Raw genomic sequence first — 22,651 nt, forward strand, 5'->3', positions numbered from 1 at the left:
AAAAAATGAGAACGATAAAAGTAGGTTCCAGACGGAGCAAACTCGCTATGACCCAAACAAAATGGGTGATTCGCAAACTGAAGGAAATCAATCCTTCTTTTGCTTTTGACATAAAAGAAATCGTCACAAAGGGTGACCGGATCGTTGATGTTACCCTGTCAAAAGTGGGAGGGAAAGGGCTGTTTGTCAAAGAAATCGAACAAGCGCTTTTAAACGAAGACATTGATATGGCTGTTCACAGCATGAAGGATATGCCTGCCGTTTTGCCTGAAGGCCTTGTGATCGGCTGTATTCCTGAACGGGAAGATCCTCGTGACGCTCTTATTTCAAAGAATCGTGTAAAGCTTTCTGAATTGAAGGAAGGTGCTGTAATCGGCACAAGCAGTTTAAGAAGAAGCGCGCAGCTTTTGATTGAGCGTCCTGACATTACAATTAAATGGATTAGAGGTAATATAGATACGAGACTTCAAAAGCTGGAAAACGAAGATTATGACGCAATTATTTTAGCTGCAGCAGGGCTTTCCAGAATGGGCTGGAAGCAGGATGTCGTAACTGAATTTCTTGAGCCTGAGCGCTGTCTTCCGGCTGTTGGCCAAGGCGCTCTTGCAATTGAGTGCCGCGAATCCGATCGACAGCTTTTAACGTTATTTTCTCAGTTTACGGATGAGTACACAAAACGGACTGTACTGGCAGAACGTGCCTACTTAAACGCGATGGAGGGCGGCTGTCAGGTGCCGATCGCCGGCTACTCGGTGATAAACGGCCAGGATGAAATTGAACTGACAGGGCTTGTGGCTTCGCCTGATGGAAAAATCATTTTCAAAGAAACCGTCACCGGAAACGATCCGGAGGAAGTCGGTAAGCGCTGTGCGGCTCTCATGACTGATAAAGGCGCTAAAGATTTAATCGATCGCGTAAAACGGGAGCTTGATGAGAATGGTAAATGATTTTCCTTTGAAAGGAAAAACAGTGCTTGTCACCCGAAATAAGACGCAGGCAAAATCGTTTCGGCAGAAAGTGGAGCAGCTTGGCGGAAAAGCGGTATTGGCCTCATTGATCACGTTTCGCAGAGCTCTGCCGAATGATCTGGCGGAACAGGTGCGACTAGATCTAACCATACCCGGCTGGCTTGTGTTTACGAGTGTAAATGGAGCGGATTTCTTTTTTTCTTATCTGAAAGAAAATCAGCTTATTGTTCCCGGTCATAAAAAAATTGCGGCTGTTGGTGAAAAAACCGCACGCCGTTTAGAATCGTACAACGTATCGGTTGATGTAATGCCTCATGACTATATTGCAGAACAATTGGCGGACGCTCTTAAGCAGCATGCCGAACCGTCAGAACGAATTTCAGTCATAAAAGGCAATTTATCTCGCGATGTGATAAAAACAGAGCTTGCGCCTCTTGGCTTTGAGGTGAAGGAATGGGTCGTATATGAAACTGTTCCTGATGAAGATGGCATCGAGGAATTAAAAAATGCCGCGAATCAGTATTCATTTGATTATATGACATTTACAAGCTCATCAACCGTACATACATTTATGCATGTTCTGGGAGAAGGAATAAAAAAATGGCCGGCGCACCAGACGGCCTGCATCAGCATCGGACCGCTAACGAGGGACGCTCTGCTGTCGTACGGAATCACGTCGTATATGCCTGATACATTTACAATTGACGGCATGCTTGATTTAATGTGCCGCATGTCTAGAAAGGAAGATAGAATATGAGTCAATCATTTAACAGACACCGCCGTTTGCGGTCATCAAAAGCAATGAGAGAGATGGTGAAAGAAACTCGTCTGCATCCATCTGATTTTATTTATCCGATCTTTGTCGTTGAAGGTTTAGAAGGAAAAAAAGCTGTTCCTTCAATGCCTGATGTTTATCATGTATCTTTAGATCTATTAAAGGATGAAGTGGCTGAGCTGGTCAGTCTCGGAATTCAATCCGTCATTGTTTTCGGCATACCTGAAGAAAAAGATGATTGCGGAACGCAAGCTTACCATGACCACGGGATTGTGCAAGAAGCAATTGCCGAAATTAAAAAGCACTTCCCTGAGATGGTTGTCGTTGCTGATACATGCCTATGTGAATATACAGATCACGGACATTGCGGTCTCGTCAAAGACGGACAGATCCTGAATGATGAATCCTTGGAGCTATTGGCACAGACAGCTGTCAGCCAAGCAAAAGCCGGAGCGGATATCATTGCGCCTTCTAACATGATGGACGGATTTGTGACGGTTATCAGAGAAGCGTTAGATAAAGAAGGCTTCATCAATATTCCGATCATGTCTTACGCCGTGAAATATTCAAGTGAGTTTTACGGTCCGTTCCGTGATGCAGCAAACAGCACGCCTCAATTTGGCGACCGCAAAACGTATCAAATGGACCCTGCCAACCGTCTGGAAGCACTCCGTGAAGCCCAATCAGATGTTGAAGAAGGCGCGGACTTCCTGATTGTGAAACCTTCACTTTCTTATATGGATATCATGCGGGATGTAAAAAATGAGTTTACATTGCCGCTTGTGGCTTATAATGTAAGCGGAGAGTATTCTATGGTGAAGGCTGCAGCTCAGAACGGCTGGATCAAGGAAAAAGAGATTGTCTTAGAAATTTTGACAAGCATGAAGCGTGCGGGTGCCGACCTGATTATTACGTATCATGCAAAAGACGCAGCAAAATGGCTTGCGGAGTAATTTTATTCAGTTGACAGGAGTTGAGGCAGATGAGAAGCTATGAAAAATCAAAAGCGGCTTTTAAAGAAGCGCAAAAACTCATGCCGGGCGGTGTAAACAGCCCCGTTCGCGCCTTTAAATCGGTAGACATGGACCCGATTTTTATGGAGCGCGGAAAAGGCTCTAAAATCTATGATATTGATGGAAATGAGTATATTGATTACGTCTTGTCATGGGGGCCTTTAATTTTAGGACACACAAATGACCGCGTTGTAGAGAGCCTCAAAAAAGTGGCTGAATACGGGACAAGCTTCGGAGCTCCGACTGAGGTGGAAAATGAATTGGCGAAGCTCGTCATTGACCGAGTGCCGTCAGTAGAAATTGTACGGATGGTCAGCTCGGGAACCGAGGCGACCATGAGCGCGCTTCGTTTGGCAAGAGGATATACAGGCCGCAATAAGATTTTAAAATTTGAGGGCTGCTACCATGGACACGGAGATTCTCTGCTGATTAAAGCGGGTTCAGGAGTGGCAACACTCGGTCTGCCTGACAGCCCGGGCGTACCTGAAGGAATAGCGAAAAACACCATCACCGTTCCGTACAATGATTTAGAAAGTGTAAAGCTTGCATTCCAACAGTTCGGTGAAGATATTGCAGGCGTCATCGTAGAACCGGTTGCCGGAAACATGGGAGTAGTTCCGCCGCAAGAAGGCTTCCTGCAAGGATTGCGTGATATTACTGAACAGTACGGCACGCTGCTGATTTTTGATGAAGTCATGACTGGCTTCCGGGTCGATTACAAATGCGCTCAAGGCTATTTCGGCGTAACGCCTGATCTGACTTGCTTAGGAAAAGTAATCGGGGGCGGACTGCCTGTCGGCGCTTATGGCGGTAAAGCCGAAATTATGGAGCGGATTGCTCCGAGCGGTCCGATTTATCAGGCAGGTACGCTGTCAGGCAACCCGCTTGCGATGACGGCTGGACTCGAAACATTAATGCAGCTCACGCCTGAATCATACAAGACCTTTATGAAAAAAGGTGACAGGCTGGAAGAAGGCATATCAAAAGCGGCAGAGGCGCACGGTATTCCGCATACCTTTAACCGCGCAGGTTCAATGATCGGTTTCTTCTTTACAAATGAACCTGTCATCAATTATGAAACAGCCAAAGCATCGGATTTGAAGCTGTTTGCCAAGTATTATAAAGGAATGGCAAACGAAGGTGTGTTCCTTCCGCCGTCTCAATTTGAAGGGCTTTTCCTCTCGACGGCTCATACTGATGAAGATATTGAAAAAACAATTCAGGCAGCTGAGAACGTATTCGCTGAGATCAGCCGCGGATAAGTACGATAAAAACCGGTATCAAGGACATCCTTGTACCGGTTTTTCTATGCTTCCCCATTCATATTTTCTCCATTTCATACATACACCTTTAGTGACATCTAATTTTAAGGATTAGATGAAAGGAGGATATGAACTTGCCGCAAAATCATCGATTGCAATTTTCTGTAGAAGAATCGATCTGTTTCCAAAAAGGACAGGAAGTTTCTGAACTGCTTTCCATTTCATTAGATCCTGATATTAGGGTTCAGGAAGTAAATGATTACGTTTCAATCAGAGGATCGCTTGAACTTACAGGTGAGTACAACATAGATCAGAGCAAAAATACTGAAGAGTTTTATACCGATAAGCGGTTTGTCGAAGAGGTCAGAACGAGAGAGGATGGAACTGCGGAACTGACTCATTGTTTTCCTGTCGATATTACCATCCCGAAAAATAAAGTCAGTCATTTACATGAAGTTTTTGTGTTTATTGATGCATTTGACTATCAACTAACAGACTCGCGCATCCTGACGATCCAGGCTGATTTAGCAATAGAAGGCCTTCTTGATGACACAGCAGACAGAGAGCAAGACATTCCTCTCTATGAAGCTCCTGATGAAGGTTTTTCTGAGCCGCCAGAGCTATTTGCTTTAGAAGCAGAGGACAGCGAAGAAGAAGCGCCAGCCGAGCCGCCGGAGCTTCTAGTCTCGGAAGCAGGGCTTCGTGAAGAGCAGGAAAATGAAGAGGAAGAAGCTGAGCGGTCAGAGCCATTGGCTTTGAAATCAGAGGACAGCGAAGATATAAAGGCGGAAGAAGCGCCAGCTGAGCCGCCAGAGCTTGTTGTCTCGGAAGCGAGGCTTCGTGAAGAGCAAGCAGATGAAGAGGAAGAAGCTGAGCGGTCAGAGCCATTGGCTTTGAAATCAGAGGACAGCGAAGATATAAAGGCGGAAGAAGCGCCAGCTGAGCCGCCAGAGCTTGTTGTCTCGGAAGCGGGGCTTCGTGAAGAGCAAGCAGATGAAGAGGAAGAAGCTGAGCGGTCAAAGCCATTGGCTTTGAAATCAGAGGACAGCGAAGATATAAAGGCGGAAGAAGCGCCAGCTGAGCCGCCGGAGCTTGTTGTCTCGGAAGCGAGGCTTCGTGAAGAGCAGGAAAATGAAGAGGAAGAAGCTGAGCGGTCAGAGCCATTGGCTTTAAAAGCAGAGGACAGCGAAGGTATAAAAGCGGAAGAAGCTGAGCGATCAGAGCCATTGGCTTTAAAAGCAGAGGACAGCGGCGGTATAAAAGCGGAAGAAGCACCAGCTGAGCCGCCGGAGCTTCTAGTCTCGGAAGCGAGGCTTCGTGAAGAACAGGAAAATGAAGAGGAAGAAGCTGAGCGATCAGAGCCATTGGCTTTAAAAGCAGAGGACAGCAAAGATATAAATGCGAAAGAAGCGAAGCCGCCGGAGCTCATTCTTTCAGAGGCAGAGCTTCGTGAGGAAGCGGAAACAATAGAAGCAGATTCCCCAAAGGCTGCTTCAGGAATAGAGATCCGCGAAAAAGCAGAGACGGAAGAAGAGCAGGCTGAACTGTCAAAACCGCTTGTTTCAGCGGCGGAAATATCACCTGCTGTAGAAGCTGAGCTTCAGCAAGAGGCTGAGCGTGGTGAAGAAAAAATAGAAAAGCCAGATTCTCCTATTCTTGAGCATGCTCTGCGTCAAGAATCCCAAAAAACAGAATCGGAGCTATCGGATCACATAGAGCCTGCACCTCGACAGGATGCAGAACAACCGGAGGAAGTCGAGGAAACTATACGTGAAGACGTTGTTTCTTTAGAAGGAAGCAGAGAGCAGGAAGAAGCGCCAGCTGCACTTTTAAAGGAAGAAGCAGCAGCTCCAACCCTGCATTTTAATCAAAAGATAAGTGCTGAAGAGGAATCTCAGGAAGAAGAGCTTACGCCGGCCTACCGTACCTTCCTGCCGGAACAAGATTCAGAAGAGCATTCCTTTTATTCAGCGCCTAAGCTGCTGGAGGAAGAAGAGCAGAAGAAAGAAAGCTTTGAAATTGAAGTGAGAAAAACACCTACACCTGAAGAACCTGAGGAAGAGGCGTCTTTTCATTCTTACCAGCTGCCAGACACTTCCGAACCTGAAAGGAAGGAAACAGATGCTATTGCTGGGGCTGTTCCTGCTGCTCAAACAAAGGGAACTGAAACAAAGGAAAATCATAATTCTCTTTATTTAACAAAACTCTTTACGAGAGAAGAGGATGAGTTTTCTAGAATGAAAATCTGTATTGTTCAGCAGGAAGATACCATTGAACGTTTATGCGAACGGTACGACATTACCTCCCAGCAGCTGATCAGGATGAATTCTTTGGCGCTGGATGATGAATTGAAAGCAGGGCAGATTCTTTATATCCCTCAATACAACAGCAGCCATGCGTAAGCCGTAAGCGATCGGAAAATGTGGTGAATGGAATGGAAGATGTCCAATCGGTTCTTCAGGAATACGGACTGACGGCTCAATTTATTGAGCCAGTCAGTTCTCGTGTGTGGAAAGTGTATTCAGATTATGGGGTATTTGCGCTGAAAAAAATGAAATCGGTTCGCGGCAAACATTTTACAGATCAAATGGTGGCAATTGAGGAAAAAGGCTTTCATTCCTTTGTTCCCATTTACAGAACAAATGGGGGAGAGTTTTTCTCCGGGGGCGTACAAACTGGAGACTCCTATTACTTAATGCCTTGGCTCCAATTTGACCAAGAGGAAGAGCGGGATCAGAAACATGCCTATCTATTTAGAGAAACAGCCCGCCTTCACGAGAGAACTGCGCAGGAAATCAAGGTCAGGCGTGAAGACATTGAACACCACTATGAACAAACGAGAAAAAAGTGGGAAAATGAAAAGGTCATTTATGAACAGTTTGTAGACAGAGCTGAGAAAGAATGGTACCTTTCCCCCTTTGAATTGCAGGCTGTAACCTATTATTCAGAAACCATTTCCGCCGTAAACTTTGCGCTTGAGCGGATTAAGGACTGGTATGAAACGGCAAAAGAAAAAGGCTCCTCAAGGGTTGTCATTACCCACGGCAGCCTGTCTATTCACCATTTTCTGTATAATGATGCAGGGACCGGATACTTTACGAATTTTGAGAGAGCGTCTGTGGGGCCGCCGCATAACGACTTGCTCGGCTTTTACACACGAATGTTCAGCGGTTTTCCAAAAGCTTGTCCGGAGTGTGTCGATTGGTTTTATGCATATACGAAAGCATTTCCTCTGCATGAGGCTGAAATCAGTCTTTTTCTCAGTTACATGGCTTATCCGGCAGCGGTGTACAAAGTGCTGAACCGCTATCAGACCGGGAAAAGACGGCGTGAAAAAGATGAATGTACACACTTATTAAAGGCATACTGGCAAATGAAAAATATTGAGCCGTTTGTGATGAAAATCCATCAAATTGAACAAGAGAAAAAATTTCAGGCGGAAAACGAGTCCACGTCTTAATTGGCGCGGACTTGTTTGTTTATATCCATTCCAAATGAAGCGCACAGGCTAACAGAATCAATATTGCGAGCAGCAAGACATCAAAGGTTGTCGGAAAGAAAATGGTTCTGATACCTTGGAAAATCGTAATCGGGATAATCACTTGCGCGGATACAAGCCGAATTTGCCTGACCCACGGCGGCAGGGAATAAGAGCTGAAACGTTTCTTCACGGTGCATCCTCCTCAACGCATTTACAAGCATCATATGTATACTTGGTCAATAGGTGCCTGCCCATCTTGTATAGGACGCAGTATTTTTGGAAAAGATGATTGACGAATCAAAAACACTTTTACTATAATAAAGAACATAAATAAAGTATATAATGAGCTGATAGATACACCTGCTTAGAACGGGAAGAGTACAAGAAAGACGCATGCAGAGAGAGGAGCCGCTTGCTGAAAGGCTTCTTATGTTGTCTGATTGGAAGGTCGCCCGGGAGCATAATTTCTTGAAAGAAGAGTAGAGAAATTCGGGAAACCCCCGTTATCCGTTGAAGCGCATGAACTGACAAAGTTCATGAAAAAAGGTGGTACCGCGAAAGAGCTTTTTCGTCCTTTTCCCAAGGATGAAGGGCTCTTTTTTCGTTCTCAGCCATTTTAAACATGCTGGAGGGTTATGATGGAAACGAATGAACAAACAATGCCGACGAAATACGATCCGGCTGCGGTTGAAAAAGACCGATATGATTTTTGGCTAAAAGGTAAGTTTTTTGAAGCAGGCAGCGATCAGACAAAGGAGCCGTACTCTGTCGTTATTCCGCCGCCAAACGTAACAGGAAGGCTTCACCTTGGCCACGCTTGGGATACAACGCTGCAAGACATTGTAACAAGAATGAAACGCATGCAGGGTTATGATGTACTGTGGCTTCCGGGTATGGACCACGCCGGTATTGCGACACAGGCTAAAGTTGAAGCGAAACTTCGTGAAGAAGGCACAAGCCGTTACGATTTAGGCCGTGAGAAATTCCTTGAAGAAACGTGGAAGTGGAAGGAAGAGTATGCTGACTTCATCCGCAGCCAGTGGGCGAAATTAGGGCTTGGCCTTGATTATTCCCGTGAGCGCTTCACGCTTGATGAAGGCTTAAACAGAGCGGTTCGCGAAGTGTTCGTCAAACTTTATGAAAAAGGCTTGATCTACAGAGGCGAATACATCATAAATTGGGACCCTGCAACAAAAACAGCTTTATCAGACATTGAGGTCATTTACAAGGATGTTCAAGGCGCGTTTTATCACATGAGCTATCCGCTTGCTGACGGATCAGGTTCAATTGAAATCGCGACGACACGTCCAGAAACGATGCTTGGTGATTCAGCCGTTGCGGTTCACCCTGAAGATGAGCGCTACAAGCACCTTATCGGAAAAACGGTTATTCTGCCTATCACAAATCGTGAAATACCGATTGTCGGCGATGACTATGTTGATATGGAATTTGGTTCAGGTGCGGTAAAAATTACGCCTGCCCACGATCCGAACGACTTCGAGCTGGGCAACCGTCATAACTTAGAGCGCATTCTTGTCATGAATGAAGACGGCACGATGAATGAAAATGCGCTGCAATATCAAGGCATGGATCGCTTTGAATGCCGCAAAAAGCTCGTTAAAGATTTACAGGAGGCAGGCGTTCTCTTCAAAATCGAGGATCATCTGCACTCTGTCGGGCATAGTGAACGAAGCGGAGCAGTTGTTGAACCTTATCTTTCTACCCAATGGTTTGTGCGCATGCAGCCGCTTGCTGATGCAGCAATAGAATTGCAGGAGAAAGAAGAAAAAGTCAACTTTGTTCCTGACCGCTTCGAAAAAACGTATTTGCATTGGATGGAAAATATCCGCGACTGGTGTATTTCCCGTCAATTATGGTGGGGCCACCGCATTCCTGCCTGGTATCATAAAGAAACAGGCGAGTTATATGTCGGTCTTGAAGCGCCGGAGGACAGCGAAAATTGGGAGCAGGATACAGACGTGCTGGATACATGGTTCAGTTCTGCGCTCTGGCCTTTCTCCACTATGGGCTGGCCTGATTTGACAGCTGAAGACTTTAAACGCTATTATCCGACTGACGTTCTCGTTACAGGCTACGACATCATTTTCTTCTGGGTGTCACGCATGATTTTCCAAGGGATTGAATTTACTGGCGAACGTCCGTTTAAAGATGTTTTAATCCATGGCTTAATCCGTGATGAGCAAGGCAGAAAAATGAGTAAATCTCTTGGCAACGGTGTCGATCCGATGGACGTGATTGACAAGTACGGAGCCGATTCTCTTCGCTATTTCCTGGCGACTGGAAGCTCTCCTGGCCAAGATCTTCGCTTCAGCTATGAAAAAGTGGAATCGACTTGGAATTTTGCCAATAAAATTTGGAACGCTTCTCGTTTCGCATTAATGAACATGGATGGCATGACATATGATGAGCTTGATCTTTCAGGTGAGAAATCAGTAGCTGACAAGTGGATTTTAACGCGTTTAAACGAAACGATCGAAAGTGTGACACAGCTAGCTGATAAATATGAATTTGGTGAAGTCGGCCGCCATTTATATAACTTTATTTGGGACGATTTCTGTGATTGGTATATTGAAATGGCGAAGCTTCCTCTATACGGAGAAGACGAAGCGGCTAAGAAAACAACCCGTTCCATTCTTGCTTATGTTCTGGACCAAACGATGCGCCTGCTCCATCCGTTTATGCCATTCTTAACGGAGGAAATTTGGCAGCACCTGCCTCACCAAGGAGAATCCATTACTGTAAGCACATGGCCTGCTGTTGTGCCTGAGCATACAGACACTGAAGCTGCTGCTGACATGAAGCTTCTCGTTGAACTGATCCGTTCTGTGCGTAATATCCGCAGCGAAGTAAACACACCGATGAGCAAGCAAGTTGAATTGTACATTAAAGCGAGCACGGACGAGGTCGCAGCCCGTCTCGAAGCAAACCGTTCTTATGTGGAACGCTTTACAAATCCGAGCGCGCTGAAAATCGGTACAGATATCGAAGCTGTTGATAAAGCAATGACGGCAGTTGTCACAGGAGCAGAGGTCATACTTCCGCTTGAAGGTTTAATTAATATCGATGAAGAAATCGCCCGTCTGCAAAAAGAATTCGATAAGCTGACGAAAGAAGTCGAGCGTGTCCAAAAGAAACTTGGAAACGAAGGATTTATAAAAAAAGCGCCTGCACACGTAATTGATGAAGAACGTGAGAAAGAGAAAGATTATGTGGCAAAGCGTGACGCTGTTCAAAAACGAATGGCTGAGCTGAAGGGCTAATGAAAAGCCGAGGCGGTTTCTTGAGAAACCGCCTTGTCTTATAAAAGAGGGGATTATCATTGTTTACTGCATATGAAGAAGCGCGCAGCTGGATTCACAGCCGTCTAAAATTCGGAGTGAAGCCCGGTCTTGATCGAATGAAGCAGCTGATGGCGCGATTGGACCATCCTGAAAAGAAAATCCGCGCGCTCCACGTGGCGGGAACAAACGGCAAAGGATCAACTGTCGCTTTTATCCGTTCTATGCTGCAAGAAGCGGGATACACTGTCGGTACGTTTACATCGCCTTATATCATCACATTTAATGAGCGCATCAGCGTAAACGGCACACCTATTACAGATGAGGAGTGGGTCACACTCGTTAATCAGGTGAAACCGATCGTTGAAGAGCTTGATCAAACTGAACACGGTCAGCCGACAGAATTTGAAATTATGACGGCTTGTGCATTTTTATATTTTGCTGCGTATCATCAGGTCGATTTTGTTATTTTTGAAACAGGTCTGGGCGGAAGGTACGATTCTACTAATGTTGTCGAGCCGCTTTTAACCGTCATCACAAGTATCGGACACGACCATATGAACATTTTAGGAAACACCATTGAAGAAATCGCAGGCGAAAAAGCCGGGATTATAAAAGAAGGCATTCCGATCGTGACAGCCGTTACCCAGCCGGAAGCCTTACAGGTAATCCAGCATGAAGCTGAGCGAAAATCTGCTCCTTTTCAGTCATTGCATGATACAAGCAGGATTTATAATGAAAAGGCTCTCCCTGCAGGAGAACAGTTTTCTTTAAAAACCGGAGAAACGTGTTATGAAGATATTCGAACATCTCTCATCGGTACGCATCAAAGACAAAATGCGGCATTGTCCATTTTGGCTGCCGAGTGGCTTAACAGGGAAAACATTGCTGAAATGAGTGATTCTGCGTTAAGAAGCGGGCTCGTAAAGGCTGCTTGGCCGGGCAGATTAGAGTTGGTTCAGGAACATCCGCCGGTATATTTAGACGGCGCCCATAATGAAGAAGGGATCGATAAGCTGACTGAAACGATGAAGCAGCGTTTCCCAGATTCCGATATTTGTGTGGTGTTCAGTGCGTTAAAGGATAAGCCGTATCATGACATGATTAAGAAACTGGAAACGATCGCGCACTCGATTCATTTTGCTTCTTTTGATTTTCCGCGTGCTTCTCTTGCGAAAGATCTGTATGATGCTAGTGAAATCAGCAGCAAAAGCTGGAATGAAGATCCGGAGCATGTGATCAAATTAATAGAAAGCAAAAAAGGCTCAAATGATATCGTGCTCATTACGGGATCACTTTATTTTATTTCTGACATTCGAAAAAGAATGCTGTAATGACTTTGGCCCGGCAGAATCAATAATGATATTCTGCCGGGATTTTTTCTGTCAAAATCTAAAATTGCTTATTATAGATCAATATGCTTGCTGTGCTACAATCCATAGCATAATCTAAAGAGAGTAAAGGTGTGTTGTCTATGATTCAGATTCTTTTTGTCCTCGGCCTTATCCTCGGTTCATTTTATTATACGGTTGGATGCCGTATCCCCTTGCACATATCCATCATAAGTCCGCGTTCGGCATGTTCCTTTTGCCGTCGAACCCTAACCCCGACGGAATTAATCCCTGTTTTATCTTTTATTCTGCAAAAAGGCAATTGCAAAAGCTGCGGCCAAAAGCTCTCTCTTATGTACCCGGCGGCAGAGCTCTCGACAGCGAGTTTATTTGCAGCCGCGGGATTTCGTTTTGGTTTGTCTTGGGAACTGATTGTTGCGTTGGTGTTTCTATCTCTTCTAATTATTGTTTCTGTGACAGATATTCACTTTATGCTGATTCCAAATCGCATATTGCTATTCTTTCTTCCCTTTCTGGCAGCTGGCAGAATCATTTCTCCGCTTCTTTCTTGGTATGAAGGCTTTATAGGCGCGGCTGCCGGTTTTCTTTTACTGGCCTTTATTGCCGTCATCACTCATGGAGGAATAGGGGGAGGGGATGTTAAATTATTTGCCGTTATCGGCCTTGTGCTTGGTGTGAAAATGCTTGCTGCCGCCTTTTTCTTTTCAGTTTTTATAGGCGCATTGTACGGAGCTGCCGCTGTACTGTTCGGAAGGCTGGCCAGAAAACAGCCGATTCCCTTTGCCCCGGCAATTGCGGCAGGAAGCATTTTCGCTTATTTATACGGTGACTCTATCATTTCCTTTTATGTCAAAACGGCGTTAGGCTGACTGATGAAAAATTTGACGAACGTTTTTTGGACAAGACGACAAAAGTCTTGTTCTTTTTTTTTTCGCCTGTGCTAAAGTGTGTAGCATGAAAAGCCACAAGAACGGTCACACAAATGAAGGGAGGAAGCAGAATTGAAAAAAAGGAAGCAAAAAAAAATCAGTAAAGCGGAAGAAAAAGCCCTTAAGGTGACGATTAATGGAAAAGAAGAAACAGTTTACGAGCAGGAGACACCGAAGACAGAGCAAGAAAAAAACATGACGTTTTCAAATTGGGAGGAAAAGAGAAAGGCGGAGCAGGAGGTTGCAGCCTCCCATGAACATCCTGATGAAGATGAATTTAACTGGGATTCAGAGGAGGATAAGGTGTTTAAAGATGATCCCAAAGTTGTTCCGCCCTATCAAAAGAAAAAATCGAAGCTCTATTCAAAAGGAAAGACAGGGACGGCCAAGCCGGTAAAAAGAGTGGCGGCAACGATTGCCTTTGCAGCGGTTTTAGGCACCGGCTTAGGGTTATTTGCATTAAATATATCAGGCAATAAAGAAGCGTCGGCGCCAGCCTCTTTAGATGCCTCTTTAGGCAGCCAGACGGCAAAAGCAGGAGATACAGCTGCGGAGAAACAAAGCACCGCCGGAGAAAAACAAGCGGCACAAACGGAAGGTACATATAAAACATATGCAGTGCAAGCAGGAAAGTTTTCAAATGAAAAGGGTGCAGAGACGTTAACTGAACAGCTGACTGAAAAAGGATATTCCGCCGTTTACCTGTCAAAGGATGACGGGTACACGTATGTCATCGCGGGCCTGGCAAGTGATAAGGCTGTATCACAGCAGGTAGGGCAGCTTTTAATCGACAGCGATTTTGAAGCCTGGGGGGGCAAGGAACTATCTTTATCAATAGAGTCGGATATGACAGATCCTTTCAAGAAAACAGCGGAGCTCTCAGCGAAGGCGATCCTGGGAGAAGATATTACAAAAGCGAGTGTTGAAAAAATAAAAAATTCGCTCGGTAAAACAGAAGCAGCTGAAACGGGAGAGAAAAAAGCAATTTTGCAGGCGTTAAAGGAATTAGAGGACCCAAGTGCTGAAGCCGGATGGAAGGCTCAGCAGCAGCTTTTAGCCGTAATTAAATAATAGAAAGTGCCTGAGCCTTCGTCCTTAGTGACAGGCTTTTTTTATTTTGTCATGAAAAAGTTATTTTTCTGAAATTGTGGCGAGCCTCGTGATTTGGTAGGATAAATGAGTATCTTTTTTTCTTAAGCAAACCCTGAAAGGATGACGAACATGGCTAAGCCGCTTATACTTGCATCACAATCTCCGCGAAGAAAAGAACTCCTCGATCTGCTTCAGATCCCCTACACCATTATTGTCAGTGAAGTAGAGGAAAAATTAAATCGAAACTTTTCACCTGAAGAAAACGTCCAATGGTTGGCAAAACAAAAAGCTAAGGCTGTGGCCGATCTCAATCCGGGCGCAATTGTAATCGGTGCTGATACAATGGTATGTCTTGACGGTGAGTGCCTTGGCAAACCGCAAGATCAAGAAGAAGCCGCTGCAATGCTTCGCAGGCTTTCCGGCCGTAGTCATTCAGTGATAACCGCTGTCAGTATTCAAGCCGCAAATCACAGCGAAACGTTCTATGATAAGACAGAGGTTGTGTTTTGGCCCCTCAGCGAAGAAGATATTTGGACTTATATTGAAACGAAAGAGCCGATGGATAAAGCAGGTGCATACGGCATCCAAGGAAAAGGCGCACTTTTTGTAAAAAAAATAGACGGAGATTATTATTCAGTCGTAGGGCTCCCTATATCAAAAACAATGAGAGTTCTGAAGGATTTTGATGTAGAAGCCTGACGATTTTTATAAACGGGAAGGGAAAGAAAAGGAGGGCTTGATCATACACGATCTGCCATTAAAACTCAGAGATTTCCCAAAGAAAGAAAAACCTAGAGAACGGCTGCTGAAAGTAGGAGCCGAGAACTTAGCAAACAACGAACTTTTGGCTATTTTATTGCGGACAGGCACAAAGAACGAATCTGTTATGAACCTTTCAAACAGACTTCTGCGCTCGTTTGACGGGCTGCGTCTGCTGAAAGAAGCTTCCGTTGAGGAGCTGTCCAGCATCCCGGGAATCGGTCTGGTGAAGGCTGTGCAAATACTGGCAGCAGTTGAACTGGGAAGCCGTATTCATAAACTAGCCAATGAAGAACATTTTGTAATCCGCTCCCCGGAAGACGGCGCAAACCTGGTCATGGAGGATATGCGCTTTTTAACCCAGGAGCATTTTGTCTGTTTATATTTAAATACAAAAAACCAAGTCATCCATAAACGCACTGTTTTTATCGGAAGTCTGAATTCATCTATTGTCCACCCCCGGGAGGTATTTAAAGAAGCGTTCAAACGATCTGCCGCTTCCTTTATTTGTATCCACAATCATCCTTCGGGGGATCCGACGCCGAGCAGGGAAGATATTGAAGTGACAAGAAGGCTGTTTGAATGCGGAAACCTGATTGGCATCGAGCTGCTTGACCATTTGGTGATTGGCGACAAAAAATTTGTGAGTTTAAAGGAAAAAGGATATTTGTAACACTTTTTTTTTCGTCGAATTAAGCTATAATAGAGTTTATGAGTTTTTCCCTTTAGGGTATTTTTGCTTTAAGAAAGGAAGATACATACATATGTTTGGAATTGGTACAAGAGACCTTGGTATAGATCTTGGAACTGCGAATACGCTTGTTTTTGTGAAAGGTAAAGGAATTGTTGTGAGAGAGCCGTCAGTCGTTGCTCTGCAAACGGATACGAAATCGATTGTTGCTGTCGGAAATGATGCGAAAAATATGATCGGACGGACTCCTGGAAACGTAGTAGCTCTTCGCCCGATGAAAGACGGCGTTATCGCTGATTATGAAACGACGGCTACCATGATGAAATATTACATCAATCAGGCCATTAAAAATAAAGGCATGTTTGCCAGAAAACCTTATGTGATGGTTTGTGTGCCATCCGGCATTACTGCGGTTGAAGAGCGTGCTGTTATCGATGCGACAAGACAAGCCGGAGCGCGTGACGCGTATCCGATCGAAGAACCGTTTGCTGCGGCTATCGGCGCCAATCTGCCGGTTTGGGAACCGACTGGAAGCATGGTTGTTGATATCGGTGGCGGAACGACAGAAGTTGCGATTATTTCCCTCGGAGGTATTGTAACATCTCAATCCATCCGCGTTGCCGGTGATGAAATGGACGATGCGATTATCAACTACATCAGAAAAACATACAACCTGATGATCGGGGACCGCACTGCTGAAGCGATTAAAATGGATATCGGCTCTGCTGAATCCGCAGAAGAATCCGATAAAATGGAAATCCGCGGCCGTGACTTGCTGACAGGTCTGCCGAAAACGATCGAAATTACTGGAAAAGAAATTTCTAATGCTTTGCGTGACACTGTGTCAACTATTGTAGAGGCAGTGAAAAGCACACTTGAAAAAACACCGCCTGAGCTTGCCGCAGATATCATGGACAGAGGTATTGTGTTAACCGGCGGCGGAGCGCTTCTTCGTAATCTGGACAAAGTCATCAGCGAAGAAACAAAAATGCCGGTCCTTATCGCTGAAGACCCGCTTGATTGTGTAGCGATCGGTACAGGAAAAGCACTGGAGCACATCCATCTTTTCAAAGGAAAAACAAGATAATCGGGAGTTCAATAGAAGAGGTGTAACACGATGCCGAATAAACGGTTAATGCTATTACTTCTGTGTATTATCATATTGGTGGCTATGATTGGATTTTCGCTGAAGGACGGCCGTAATACCACCTGGCCTGAGAAACTGATCGGTGATACGACGGGAGTATTTCAAAACATTTTTCATACGCCTGCCGAATTTTTTGCAGGGATATTTGAGAACATTAGTGATTTAAAAAACACATACGAAGAAAACGAGCGTCTGAGAGAAAAGCTTGACGGACAGACAAAATATGAAGCCAAGCTCCAAGAACTTGAAGACGAAAACAAATCCTTGCGTGACGAACTCGGCCATGTGAAATCAATAAAAGATTACAAGCCGATTTTGGCGACAGTCATTGCCAGAAGTCCTGATAACTGGGCGAAGCAGGTGACCCTTAACAAAGGGACTCAGCAAAACGTAGCGAAAGATATGGCTGTAACGAACGAAAAAGGCGCATTAATCGGGAAGATTAAAAGCTCCGGCCTTAATAACTTTACGTCTACGGTCCAGCTTTTAAGCGATACTGACCGGAATAACAGAGTCGCAACAACCATTTCCGGGAAAAAAGGCAGCAAAGGCTACGGTTTAATCGAAGGCTATGATAAAGACAAAAAACGGCTGAAGATGACCATAATCGAACGCAAGGATAAACAAGACGTGAAAAAAGGCGATCTGATTGAAACGTCGGGCACAGGAGGCGTATTTCCAGAAGGGCTGACAATCGGTGAAGTGACTGAGATTGAGTCTGACTCTTATGGATTAACGAAAGTTGCCTATGTAAAGCCTGCGGCTGATCTTTCTGATTTAAATAATGTGATCGTTGTTAATCGTGATGTGCCGACTGTCGATACAGAGGAGGAAGGATCGTGAAACGTTTCCTTCTCCCTTTCGTTATGATGTTGGTTTTTTCGGCGGAAAGCATCTTTACTGATCTGGTGCATTTCCCGTTCGTCACGGATGACCAGGTGCTCGTCCCGCGTTTTCTGATGCTTGTGCTGATTTTTATGTCGGCTTTTATCAATCAAAAACACGCGGTGATCTACGGTTTTATTTTCGGCTTTCTATATGATATGAATTATACAAGTCTATTAGGTGTTTATATGTTTGGCTTTGCGGGGCTAAGCTATTTGGCGTCAAAAGCGTTTAAAGTGCTGCACACAAACGCTTTTGTCGTCATCCTGATTGCTGTTCTCGCAGTTTGCCTGCTTGAATTTTATGTATTCGGCATTCAGTCGCTGATTCACAAAGACATTATGACGTTTAATGGCTTTGTGCTAGACCGGTTTATACCGACAGTTTTATTAAATATGATAAGCGCACTCATCCTGGTTCTCCCATTTAGATTATTTTTTATGAGTCTAAAGAAAGAATTGAGAGATGAGTAAAAAGGATTTTATCTTTTTTTGACGAAATGAGTATGTTGTTGAGGTGAATATTGTGAAGACCAAAAAGCAGCAATATGTAACGATAAAAGGAACAAAGAATGGTTTGACATTGCATCTTGATGATGCATGTTCTTTTGATGAGCTTCTCGATGGTCTTCAGAATATGCTGTCAATTGAACAATATACAGATGGAAAAGGCCAGAAAATCAGTGTTCACATTAAGCTGGGCAATCGCTGCTTATATCAGGAACAAGAAGAACAGCTGACCGAATTAATTGCGTCAAAGAAAGATTTGTTTGTTCATTCTATTGAGAGTGAAGTCATTACTAAAAAAGAAGCACAGCGTATGAAAGAGGAAGCTGAAATTATTTCTGTTTCAAAAATTGTCCGTTCAGGCCAAGTGCTCGAGGTGAAGGGCGATTTGCTTCTAATCGGAGATGTGAACCCGGGCGGGACAGTCAGAGCCGGCGGAAACATTTTTGTTTTGGGTTCGCTGAAAGGGATTGCCCACGCCGGATTTAACGGAAATAATCATGCGGTCATTGCTGCCTCTGAAATGCTGCCGACACAGTTAAGAATCAATCACGTGTTAAATCGCTCCCCAGACCACATTCAAAAAGGGAACGAAATGGAATGTGCTTATTTAGATACAGACGGAAATATGGTCATTGAACGCCTTCAACATTTGGCTCATTTAAGACCTGATCTAACAAGGCTTGAGGGAGGAATGTGAATTGGGTGAGGCTATCGTAATAACTTCGGGAAAAGGCGGAGTAGGTAAAACAACAACATCTGCTAACCTCGGTACCGCCTTAGCCATTTTAGGGAAGCGTGTATGTTTAGTAGATACTGATATAGGACTGCGCAACCTGGATGTAGTAATGGGTCTTGAAAATAGAATTATTTATGATCTCGTAGACGTTGTAGAGGGCAGATGTAAAATGCATCAGGCGCTCGTAAAGGATAAACGTTTTGATGATTTGCTCTATTTAATGCCCGCTGCTCAAACGAGCGATAAAACGGCTGTTGCTCCTGAACAAATTAAAACTATGGTCCAAGAGCTCAAGCAGGAATTTGATTATGTCATCATAGACTGCCCCGCAGGAATTGAGCAAGGATACAAAAACGCCGTTTCCGGGGCTGACAAGGCGGTAGTGGTCACAACGCCTGAAATTTCAGCTGTGCGAGATGCTGATCGCATTATAGGGCTTTTGGAACAAGAAGAAAATATTGAACCGCCGCGGCTCGTCGTAAACAGAATCAGAAATCACCTGATGAAAAACGGTGACACGATGGATATCGATGAAATCGTTCAGCATTTGTCGATTGATTTGCTCGGTATCGTTGCCGATGATGATGAAGTGATTAAGGCATCTAACCATGGCGAACCGATTGCAATGGACCCTAAAAATCGCGCCTCCATCGCATATCGCAATATTGCCCGCCGCATTTTAGGCGAATCTGTTCCTTTGCAGGTGCTTGAAGAGCAAAACAAGGGAATGATGGCTAAGATTAAGTCATTTTTCGGAGTAAGATCATAATTTCATAGAATAAAAGAGAAGAATCTGACAAAGCAAATGCTGTGTCAGGTTTTTTTGTTTCTGACTGCTCTGTGCTGAAGGTAAATCGAATAATTGCCGTGGACAAGACATATGATGTACAAACCCAACGAATGCAAAGGATGATGGCAATGAGTCACAGAGCAGATGAAATCAGAAAACGATTAGAAAAAAGAAGGAAACAGGTTTCCGGCTCAAAACGTTTCCCTACTCAGACAGGTTCCGAAAAGGAAAAACCGCCGTCTTGGGTCATGATGTCTGATCAGGAAAAACATGGAACCCTACCGGTATATGAAGATGGCAATTCGAATTTCAGCGGAAGACACCCTTTGGTGAAAACAGACTCAATTATTCTGAAATGTCTTCTATCGGCCTGCCTTGTTCTTGTTTCTGCCATAGCCTATAAAACAAATATTGGACCCGTCAGCCAGATCAAGCCGGTCGTTGCACAAACCTTCGAAACAGAATTTCAATTTGCTTCAGCAAGCCATTGGTTTGAAACGAAATTTGGCAGCCCGCTTGCATTTCTTGCTCCTGAAAAGAAAAATAAGGAACAGCAGGTTGAAGTGGGTCAGGATCTCGTCGCACCCGCATCTGGTAAAGTTCAGCAGGATTTTCAGGACAACGGGGAAGGCATTAAAGTCGAAACAAGCAGCGATACAATCGATTGTATAAAAGAAGGCTATGTTGTTGAAGTCAGTAAAGACGGTGAGACGGGGCTGACAGTGAAAGTGCAGCATGCTGACAATACCTACAGCATTTATGGTGAACTGAAAGACGTGGATGTCGCTTTATATGATTTTGTAGATAAAGGCAAAAAGCTCGGTTCGATTAAACTCGATGATCATAACAAAGGGCTCTATTATTTTGCCATGAAAGACGGCGACAAATTTATTGATCCGATTCAGGTGATCTCATTTGAATAAATGGCTTGACCTCATCTTGAAAATTCATGTTCATCCTTTTCTTTGGATTATCATGGCGCTGGGGCTGATTACAGGGCATATGAAAGCATTGCTGTGTTTGCTTGTGATTGTTCTGATCCATGAGCTGGGGCATGCCGCTCTGGCCGTGTTTTTTTCTTGGAGAATCAAGCGTGTTTTTTTGCTGCCATTTGGAGGAACAGTTGAAGTGGAAGAGCACGGAAATCGGCCGTTAAAGGAAGAGTTTGCGGTTATTATTGCCGGACCTCTTCAGCACATTTGGCTTCAGCTTGCGGCTTGGATGATTGCAGGCCTCTCAATAATTGATCAGCAGACCTTTGAACTGTTTACATTTTATAATCTATCTATTTTATTTGTGAATCTGCTGCCGATTTGGCCGCTTGATGGCGGCAAGCTGTTATTTTTAATTTTTTCAAAGCATCTGTCTTTTCAAAAAGCGCACCGGCTGAATCTGAAGACTTCACTTGTGTGCTGCCTGCTTCTCGCATGCTGGGTTTTATTTGCGGTTCCTCTGCAAATCAGCGCATGGGTTTTGTTTGTCTTTCTGGCTGTTTCTCTGTTTGAGGAGTACAGGCAAAGACACTACATCCATGTGAGGTTTCTCCTGGAAAGATATTATGGGAAAAACCGTGAGCTTGAAAAATTGCTACCGCTTACCGTTAATGCTGAGGACAAAGTCTATCATGTCATGGCGGAATTCAAACGAGGCTGCAAGCATCCCATTATTATAGAAAAATCCGGCGAGAAGCTAAGCCAGCTGGATGAGAATGAAGTGCTGCATGCCTACTTTGCTGATAAACGGACAAATTCCTCCATGGAAGAGCTGCTGCTCCCTTATTAAAATCGATTGACAAACGCCTTGTATTCTGATATATTTTTTAATGTTATGGATGTAGCACCAATGCTACAACCGCTCAGTACAGGTGTTAAGAGTTGTTTTACAGCCCCCTGGTATCTGGCGAGTCTTAGTCTAATAGGAGGTGCAGAGAATGTACGCAATCATTAAAACAGGCGGTAAACAAATTAAAGTTGAAGAAGGCCAAACTGTTTACATCGAGAAACTTGCTGCTGAAGCAGGTGAAACAGTTACTTTTGAAGACGTTTTGTTTGTTGGCGGAGACAATGTGAAAGTCGGCAACCCTACAGTTGAAGGCGTAACAGTAACGGCTAAAGTTGAAAAACAAGGCCGTGCGAAAAAAATCACTGTTTTCAGATACAAAGCAAAGAAAAACGTTCATAAAAAACAAGGTCATCGTCAGCCTTACACTAAAGTGACGATCGAAAAAATCAACGCGTAAGCATGATTCAGGCAACAATCAGACGGTCCCGTACTGACAAAAGCTTATTGTCTTTTGAAATGACGGGCCACGCCAACTTTGCTGAACATGGACAAGATCTCGTTTGTGCCGGAGTAACAGCCGTTGTGTTTGGATCCGTTAACGCGGTCATCGCGCTGGCGGGCTTCGAGCCGCTTCTTGATATAGGAGAAGACGGGGGTTATTTCTACTTTGAATTCCCTGAATCTCTTGATCCGGAGGCGCGCCAAAAAGCTCAGTTGCTGATTGAAGGCATGATTGTTTCGTTAGAGACAATTGAGCGGGATTATAAAGATCACTTGCGTGTGACCACAAACATAATATAGGAGGTGAGCTACATGCTTAGATTAGATCTTCAGTTTTTCGCTTCTAAAAAAGGAGTAGGTTCTACAAAGAACGGACGTGACTCTGAGGCTAAACGTTTAGGTGCTAAACGTGCTGACGGTCAATTCGTAACAGGCGGTTCTATCCTTTACCGTCAACGCGGAACAAAAATTTACCCAGGTGAAAATGTGGGCCGCGGCGGAGATGACACTCTTTTTGCGAAAATCGACGGAACTGTTAAATTCGAACGTTTCGGCCGTGACCGCAAAAAAGTGAGCGTATATCCTGTAGCTCAATAATGATTCAAAAACTCCGGTCGATGATGACTGGAGTTTTTTTTGCAATATGCGGAGTAAGCATCAAGAATGTTATGCAGAGTATG

23 protein-coding genes and 2 other annotated features are annotated in these 22,651 nt (G+C 44.5%); of the genes, 22 read left to right on the plus strand and 1 reads right to left on the minus strand.

Going from position 1 to position 22,651, the window contains the following annotated elements; genetic code table 11:
* Window positions 1–5: 5 nt before the first annotated feature.
* The 6 genes from hemC to cotN all read left to right on the plus strand — a co-directional run bounded on the left by hemC (window position 6) and on the right by cotN (window position 7,478).
* Entirely contained in the window at window positions 6–947 is a 942-nt protein-coding gene (hemC, locus tag ACQVGS_RS07110; RefSeq protein ID WP_255004761.1) for a hydroxymethylbilane synthase, read from the plus strand.
* Window positions 937–1,725: a uroporphyrinogen-III synthase gene (gene hemD, locus ACQVGS_RS07115; protein WP_127696686.1), complete on the plus strand. Its 789-nt coding sequence runs from the start codon at window positions 937–939 to the stop codon at window positions 1,723–1,725. Before hemC ends, hemD begins: the two co-directional genes overlap by 11 nt.
* Window positions 1,722–2,696 (plus strand): porphobilinogen synthase, encoded by a 975-nt coding sequence (hemB, locus tag ACQVGS_RS07120; protein ID WP_024122369.1) that lies wholly within the window; start codon window positions 1,722–1,724, stop codon window positions 2,694–2,696. Before hemD ends, hemB begins: the two co-directional genes overlap by 4 nt.
* A 29-nt stretch (window positions 2,697–2,725) precedes the next feature.
* Window positions 2,726–4,018: a glutamate-1-semialdehyde 2,1-aminomutase gene (gene hemL / locus ACQVGS_RS07125; RefSeq protein WP_127696687.1), complete on the plus strand. Its 1,293-nt coding sequence runs from the start codon at window positions 2,726–2,728 to the stop codon at window positions 4,016–4,018.
* A gap of 134 nt (window positions 4,019–4,152) precedes the next feature.
* On the plus strand, window positions 4,153–6,420 hold the full coding sequence (locus ACQVGS_RS07130; RefSeq protein WP_316961082.1) for a LysM peptidoglycan-binding domain-containing protein: 2,268 nt from the start codon (window positions 4,153–4,155) through the stop codon (window positions 6,418–6,420).
* Window positions 6,421–6,452: 32 nt separating this feature from the next.
* Complete coding sequence (cotN, locus tag ACQVGS_RS07135; RefSeq protein ID WP_263463215.1) at window positions 6,453–7,478, plus strand: spore coat protein CotN; 1,026 nt, start codon at window positions 6,453–6,455, stop codon at window positions 7,476–7,478.
* Window positions 7,479–7,497: 19 nt separating this feature from the next.
* Here the strand turns inward: cotN and ACQVGS_RS07140 are convergent, their stop codons facing one another.
* Entirely contained in the window at window positions 7,498–7,689 is a 192-nt protein-coding gene (locus ACQVGS_RS07140) for a YszA family small membrane protein (protein WP_024122364.1), read from the minus strand.
* Between the two features lie 166 nt (window positions 7,690–7,855).
* Window positions 7,856–8,078, plus strand: a binding site (T-box leader).
* 59 nt (window positions 8,079–8,137) lie between these two features.
* Between ACQVGS_RS07140 and valS the strand changes: the two genes are divergently transcribed.
* The 16 genes from valS (at window position 8,138) to rpmA (ending at window position 22,568) form a co-directional block, all read left to right on the plus strand.
* Window positions 8,138–10,780 (plus strand): valine--tRNA ligase, encoded by a 2,643-nt coding sequence (valS, locus tag ACQVGS_RS07145; protein WP_103672514.1) that lies wholly within the window; start codon window positions 8,138–8,140, stop codon window positions 10,778–10,780.
* Between the two features lie 59 nt (window positions 10,781–10,839).
* Window positions 10,840–12,132 (plus strand): bifunctional folylpolyglutamate synthase/dihydrofolate synthase, encoded by a 1,293-nt coding sequence (locus ACQVGS_RS07150; RefSeq protein WP_151174403.1) that lies wholly within the window; start codon window positions 10,840–10,842, stop codon window positions 12,130–12,132.
* A 140-nt stretch (window positions 12,133–12,272) separates the two neighbouring features.
* Window positions 12,273–13,019, plus strand: a complete 747-nt coding sequence (locus tag ACQVGS_RS07155) for a prepilin peptidase (RefSeq protein ID WP_127696691.1) — start codon at window positions 12,273–12,275, stop codon at window positions 13,017–13,019.
* Between the two features lie 132 nt (window positions 13,020–13,151).
* Entirely contained in the window at window positions 13,152–14,150 is a 999-nt protein-coding gene (locus tag ACQVGS_RS07160) for an SPOR domain-containing protein (RefSeq protein ID WP_106020200.1), read from the plus strand.
* A 150-nt stretch (window positions 14,151–14,300) separates the two neighbouring features.
* Window positions 14,301–14,870, plus strand: a complete 570-nt coding sequence (locus ACQVGS_RS07165) for a Maf family nucleotide pyrophosphatase (protein ID WP_024122358.1) — start codon at window positions 14,301–14,303, stop codon at window positions 14,868–14,870.
* Window positions 14,871–14,907: 37 nt separating this feature from the next.
* Window positions 14,908–15,603 (plus strand): RadC family protein, encoded by a 696-nt coding sequence (gene radC, locus ACQVGS_RS07170; protein ID WP_024122357.1) that lies wholly within the window; start codon window positions 14,908–14,910, stop codon window positions 15,601–15,603.
* A gap of 91 nt (window positions 15,604–15,694) precedes the next feature.
* Entirely contained in the window at window positions 15,695–16,708 is a 1,014-nt protein-coding gene (mreB, locus tag ACQVGS_RS07175; RefSeq protein WP_010335164.1) for a cell shape-determining protein MreB, read from the plus strand.
* Window positions 16,709–16,738: 30 nt separating this feature from the next.
* Window positions 16,739–17,611: a rod shape-determining protein MreC gene (gene mreC, locus ACQVGS_RS07180; protein ID WP_024122356.1), complete on the plus strand. Its 873-nt coding sequence runs from the start codon at window positions 16,739–16,741 to the stop codon at window positions 17,609–17,611.
* Window positions 17,608–18,126: a rod shape-determining protein MreD gene (gene mreD / locus ACQVGS_RS07185; RefSeq protein ID WP_010335162.1), complete on the plus strand. Its 519-nt coding sequence runs from the start codon at window positions 17,608–17,610 to the stop codon at window positions 18,124–18,126. The genes mreC and mreD overlap by 4 nt, the downstream gene beginning before the upstream one ends.
* Window positions 18,127–18,178: 52 nt before the next feature.
* A complete protein-coding gene (gene minC, locus ACQVGS_RS07190) occupies window positions 18,179–18,859 on the plus strand; it encodes a septum site-determining protein MinC (protein ID WP_024122354.1) in 681 nt (226 codons plus the stop codon).
* 1 nt (window position 18,860) lies between these two features.
* On the plus strand, window positions 18,861–19,667 hold the full coding sequence (gene minD / locus ACQVGS_RS07195) for a septum site-determining protein MinD (RefSeq protein WP_024122353.1): 807 nt from the start codon (window positions 18,861–18,863) through the stop codon (window positions 19,665–19,667).
* Window positions 19,668–19,816: 149 nt separating this feature from the next.
* Complete coding sequence (locus ACQVGS_RS07200) at window positions 19,817–20,611, plus strand: M23 family metallopeptidase (RefSeq protein WP_127696692.1); 795 nt, start codon at window positions 19,817–19,819, stop codon at window positions 20,609–20,611.
* Complete coding sequence (locus ACQVGS_RS07205; RefSeq protein ID WP_044154177.1) at window positions 20,604–21,470, plus strand: M50 family metallopeptidase; 867 nt, start codon at window positions 20,604–20,606, stop codon at window positions 21,468–21,470. Before ACQVGS_RS07200 ends, ACQVGS_RS07205 begins: the two co-directional genes overlap by 8 nt.
* A gap of 57 nt (window positions 21,471–21,527) precedes the next feature.
* Window positions 21,528–21,605, plus strand: a sequence feature (ribosomal protein L21 leader region).
* Window positions 21,606–21,618: 13 nt separating this feature from the next.
* Complete coding sequence (gene rplU / locus ACQVGS_RS07210; RefSeq protein ID WP_127696693.1) at window positions 21,619–21,927, plus strand: 50S ribosomal protein L21; 309 nt, start codon at window positions 21,619–21,621, stop codon at window positions 21,925–21,927.
* A 2-nt stretch (window positions 21,928–21,929) separates the two neighbouring features.
* On the plus strand, window positions 21,930–22,271 hold the full coding sequence (locus ACQVGS_RS07215) for a ribosomal-processing cysteine protease Prp (protein WP_069487111.1): 342 nt from the start codon (window positions 21,930–21,932) through the stop codon (window positions 22,269–22,271).
* A 12-nt stretch (window positions 22,272–22,283) separates the two neighbouring features.
* Window positions 22,284–22,568 (plus strand): 50S ribosomal protein L27, encoded by a 285-nt coding sequence (rpmA, locus tag ACQVGS_RS07220; RefSeq protein WP_003222623.1) that lies wholly within the window; start codon window positions 22,284–22,286, stop codon window positions 22,566–22,568.
* The last annotated feature ends 83 nt before the right edge of the window (window positions 22,569–22,651 follow it).

This window comes from Bacillus sp. SD127 (genome assembly GCF_058566445.1).

Bases quoted from the DNA above. Each gene is read 5' to 3' on its own strand.
- hemC (WP_255004761.1), top strand. From the start codon at position 6: ATGAGAACGATAAAAGTAGGTTCCAGACGGAGCAAACTCGCTATGACC.
- hemD (WP_127696686.1), top strand. From the start codon at position 937: ATGGTAAATGATTTTCCTTTGAAAGGAAAAACAGTGCTTGTCACCCGA.
- hemB (WP_024122369.1), top strand. From the start codon at position 1,722: ATGAGTCAATCATTTAACAGACACCGCCGTTTGCGGTCATCAAAAGCA.
- hemL (WP_127696687.1), top strand. From the start codon at position 2,726: ATGAGAAGCTATGAAAAATCAAAAGCGGCTTTTAAAGAAGCGCAAAAA.
- cotN (WP_263463215.1), top strand. From the start codon at position 6,453: ATGGAAGATGTCCAATCGGTTCTTCAGGAATACGGACTGACGGCTCAA.
- valS (WP_103672514.1), top strand. From the start codon at position 8,138: ATGGAAACGAATGAACAAACAATGCCGACGAAATACGATCCGGCTGCG.
- ACQVGS_RS07155 (WP_127696691.1), top strand. From the start codon at position 12,273: ATGATTCAGATTCTTTTTGTCCTCGGCCTTATCCTCGGTTCATTTTAT.
- ACQVGS_RS07165 (WP_024122358.1), top strand. From the start codon at position 14,301: ATGGCTAAGCCGCTTATACTTGCATCACAATCTCCGCGAAGAAAAGAA.
- mreB (WP_010335164.1), top strand. From the start codon at position 15,695: ATGTTTGGAATTGGTACAAGAGACCTTGGTATAGATCTTGGAACTGCG.
- mreC (WP_024122356.1), top strand. From the start codon at position 16,739: ATGCCGAATAAACGGTTAATGCTATTACTTCTGTGTATTATCATATTG.
- ACQVGS_RS07200 (WP_127696692.1), top strand. From the start codon at position 19,817: ATGAGTCACAGAGCAGATGAAATCAGAAAACGATTAGAAAAAAGAAGG.
- rplU (WP_127696693.1), top strand. From the start codon at position 21,619: ATGTACGCAATCATTAAAACAGGCGGTAAACAAATTAAAGTTGAAGAA.
- ACQVGS_RS07215 (WP_069487111.1), top strand. From the start codon at position 21,930: ATGATTCAGGCAACAATCAGACGGTCCCGTACTGACAAAAGCTTATTG.
- rpmA (WP_003222623.1), top strand. From the start codon at position 22,284: ATGCTTAGATTAGATCTTCAGTTTTTCGCTTCTAAAAAAGGAGTAGGT.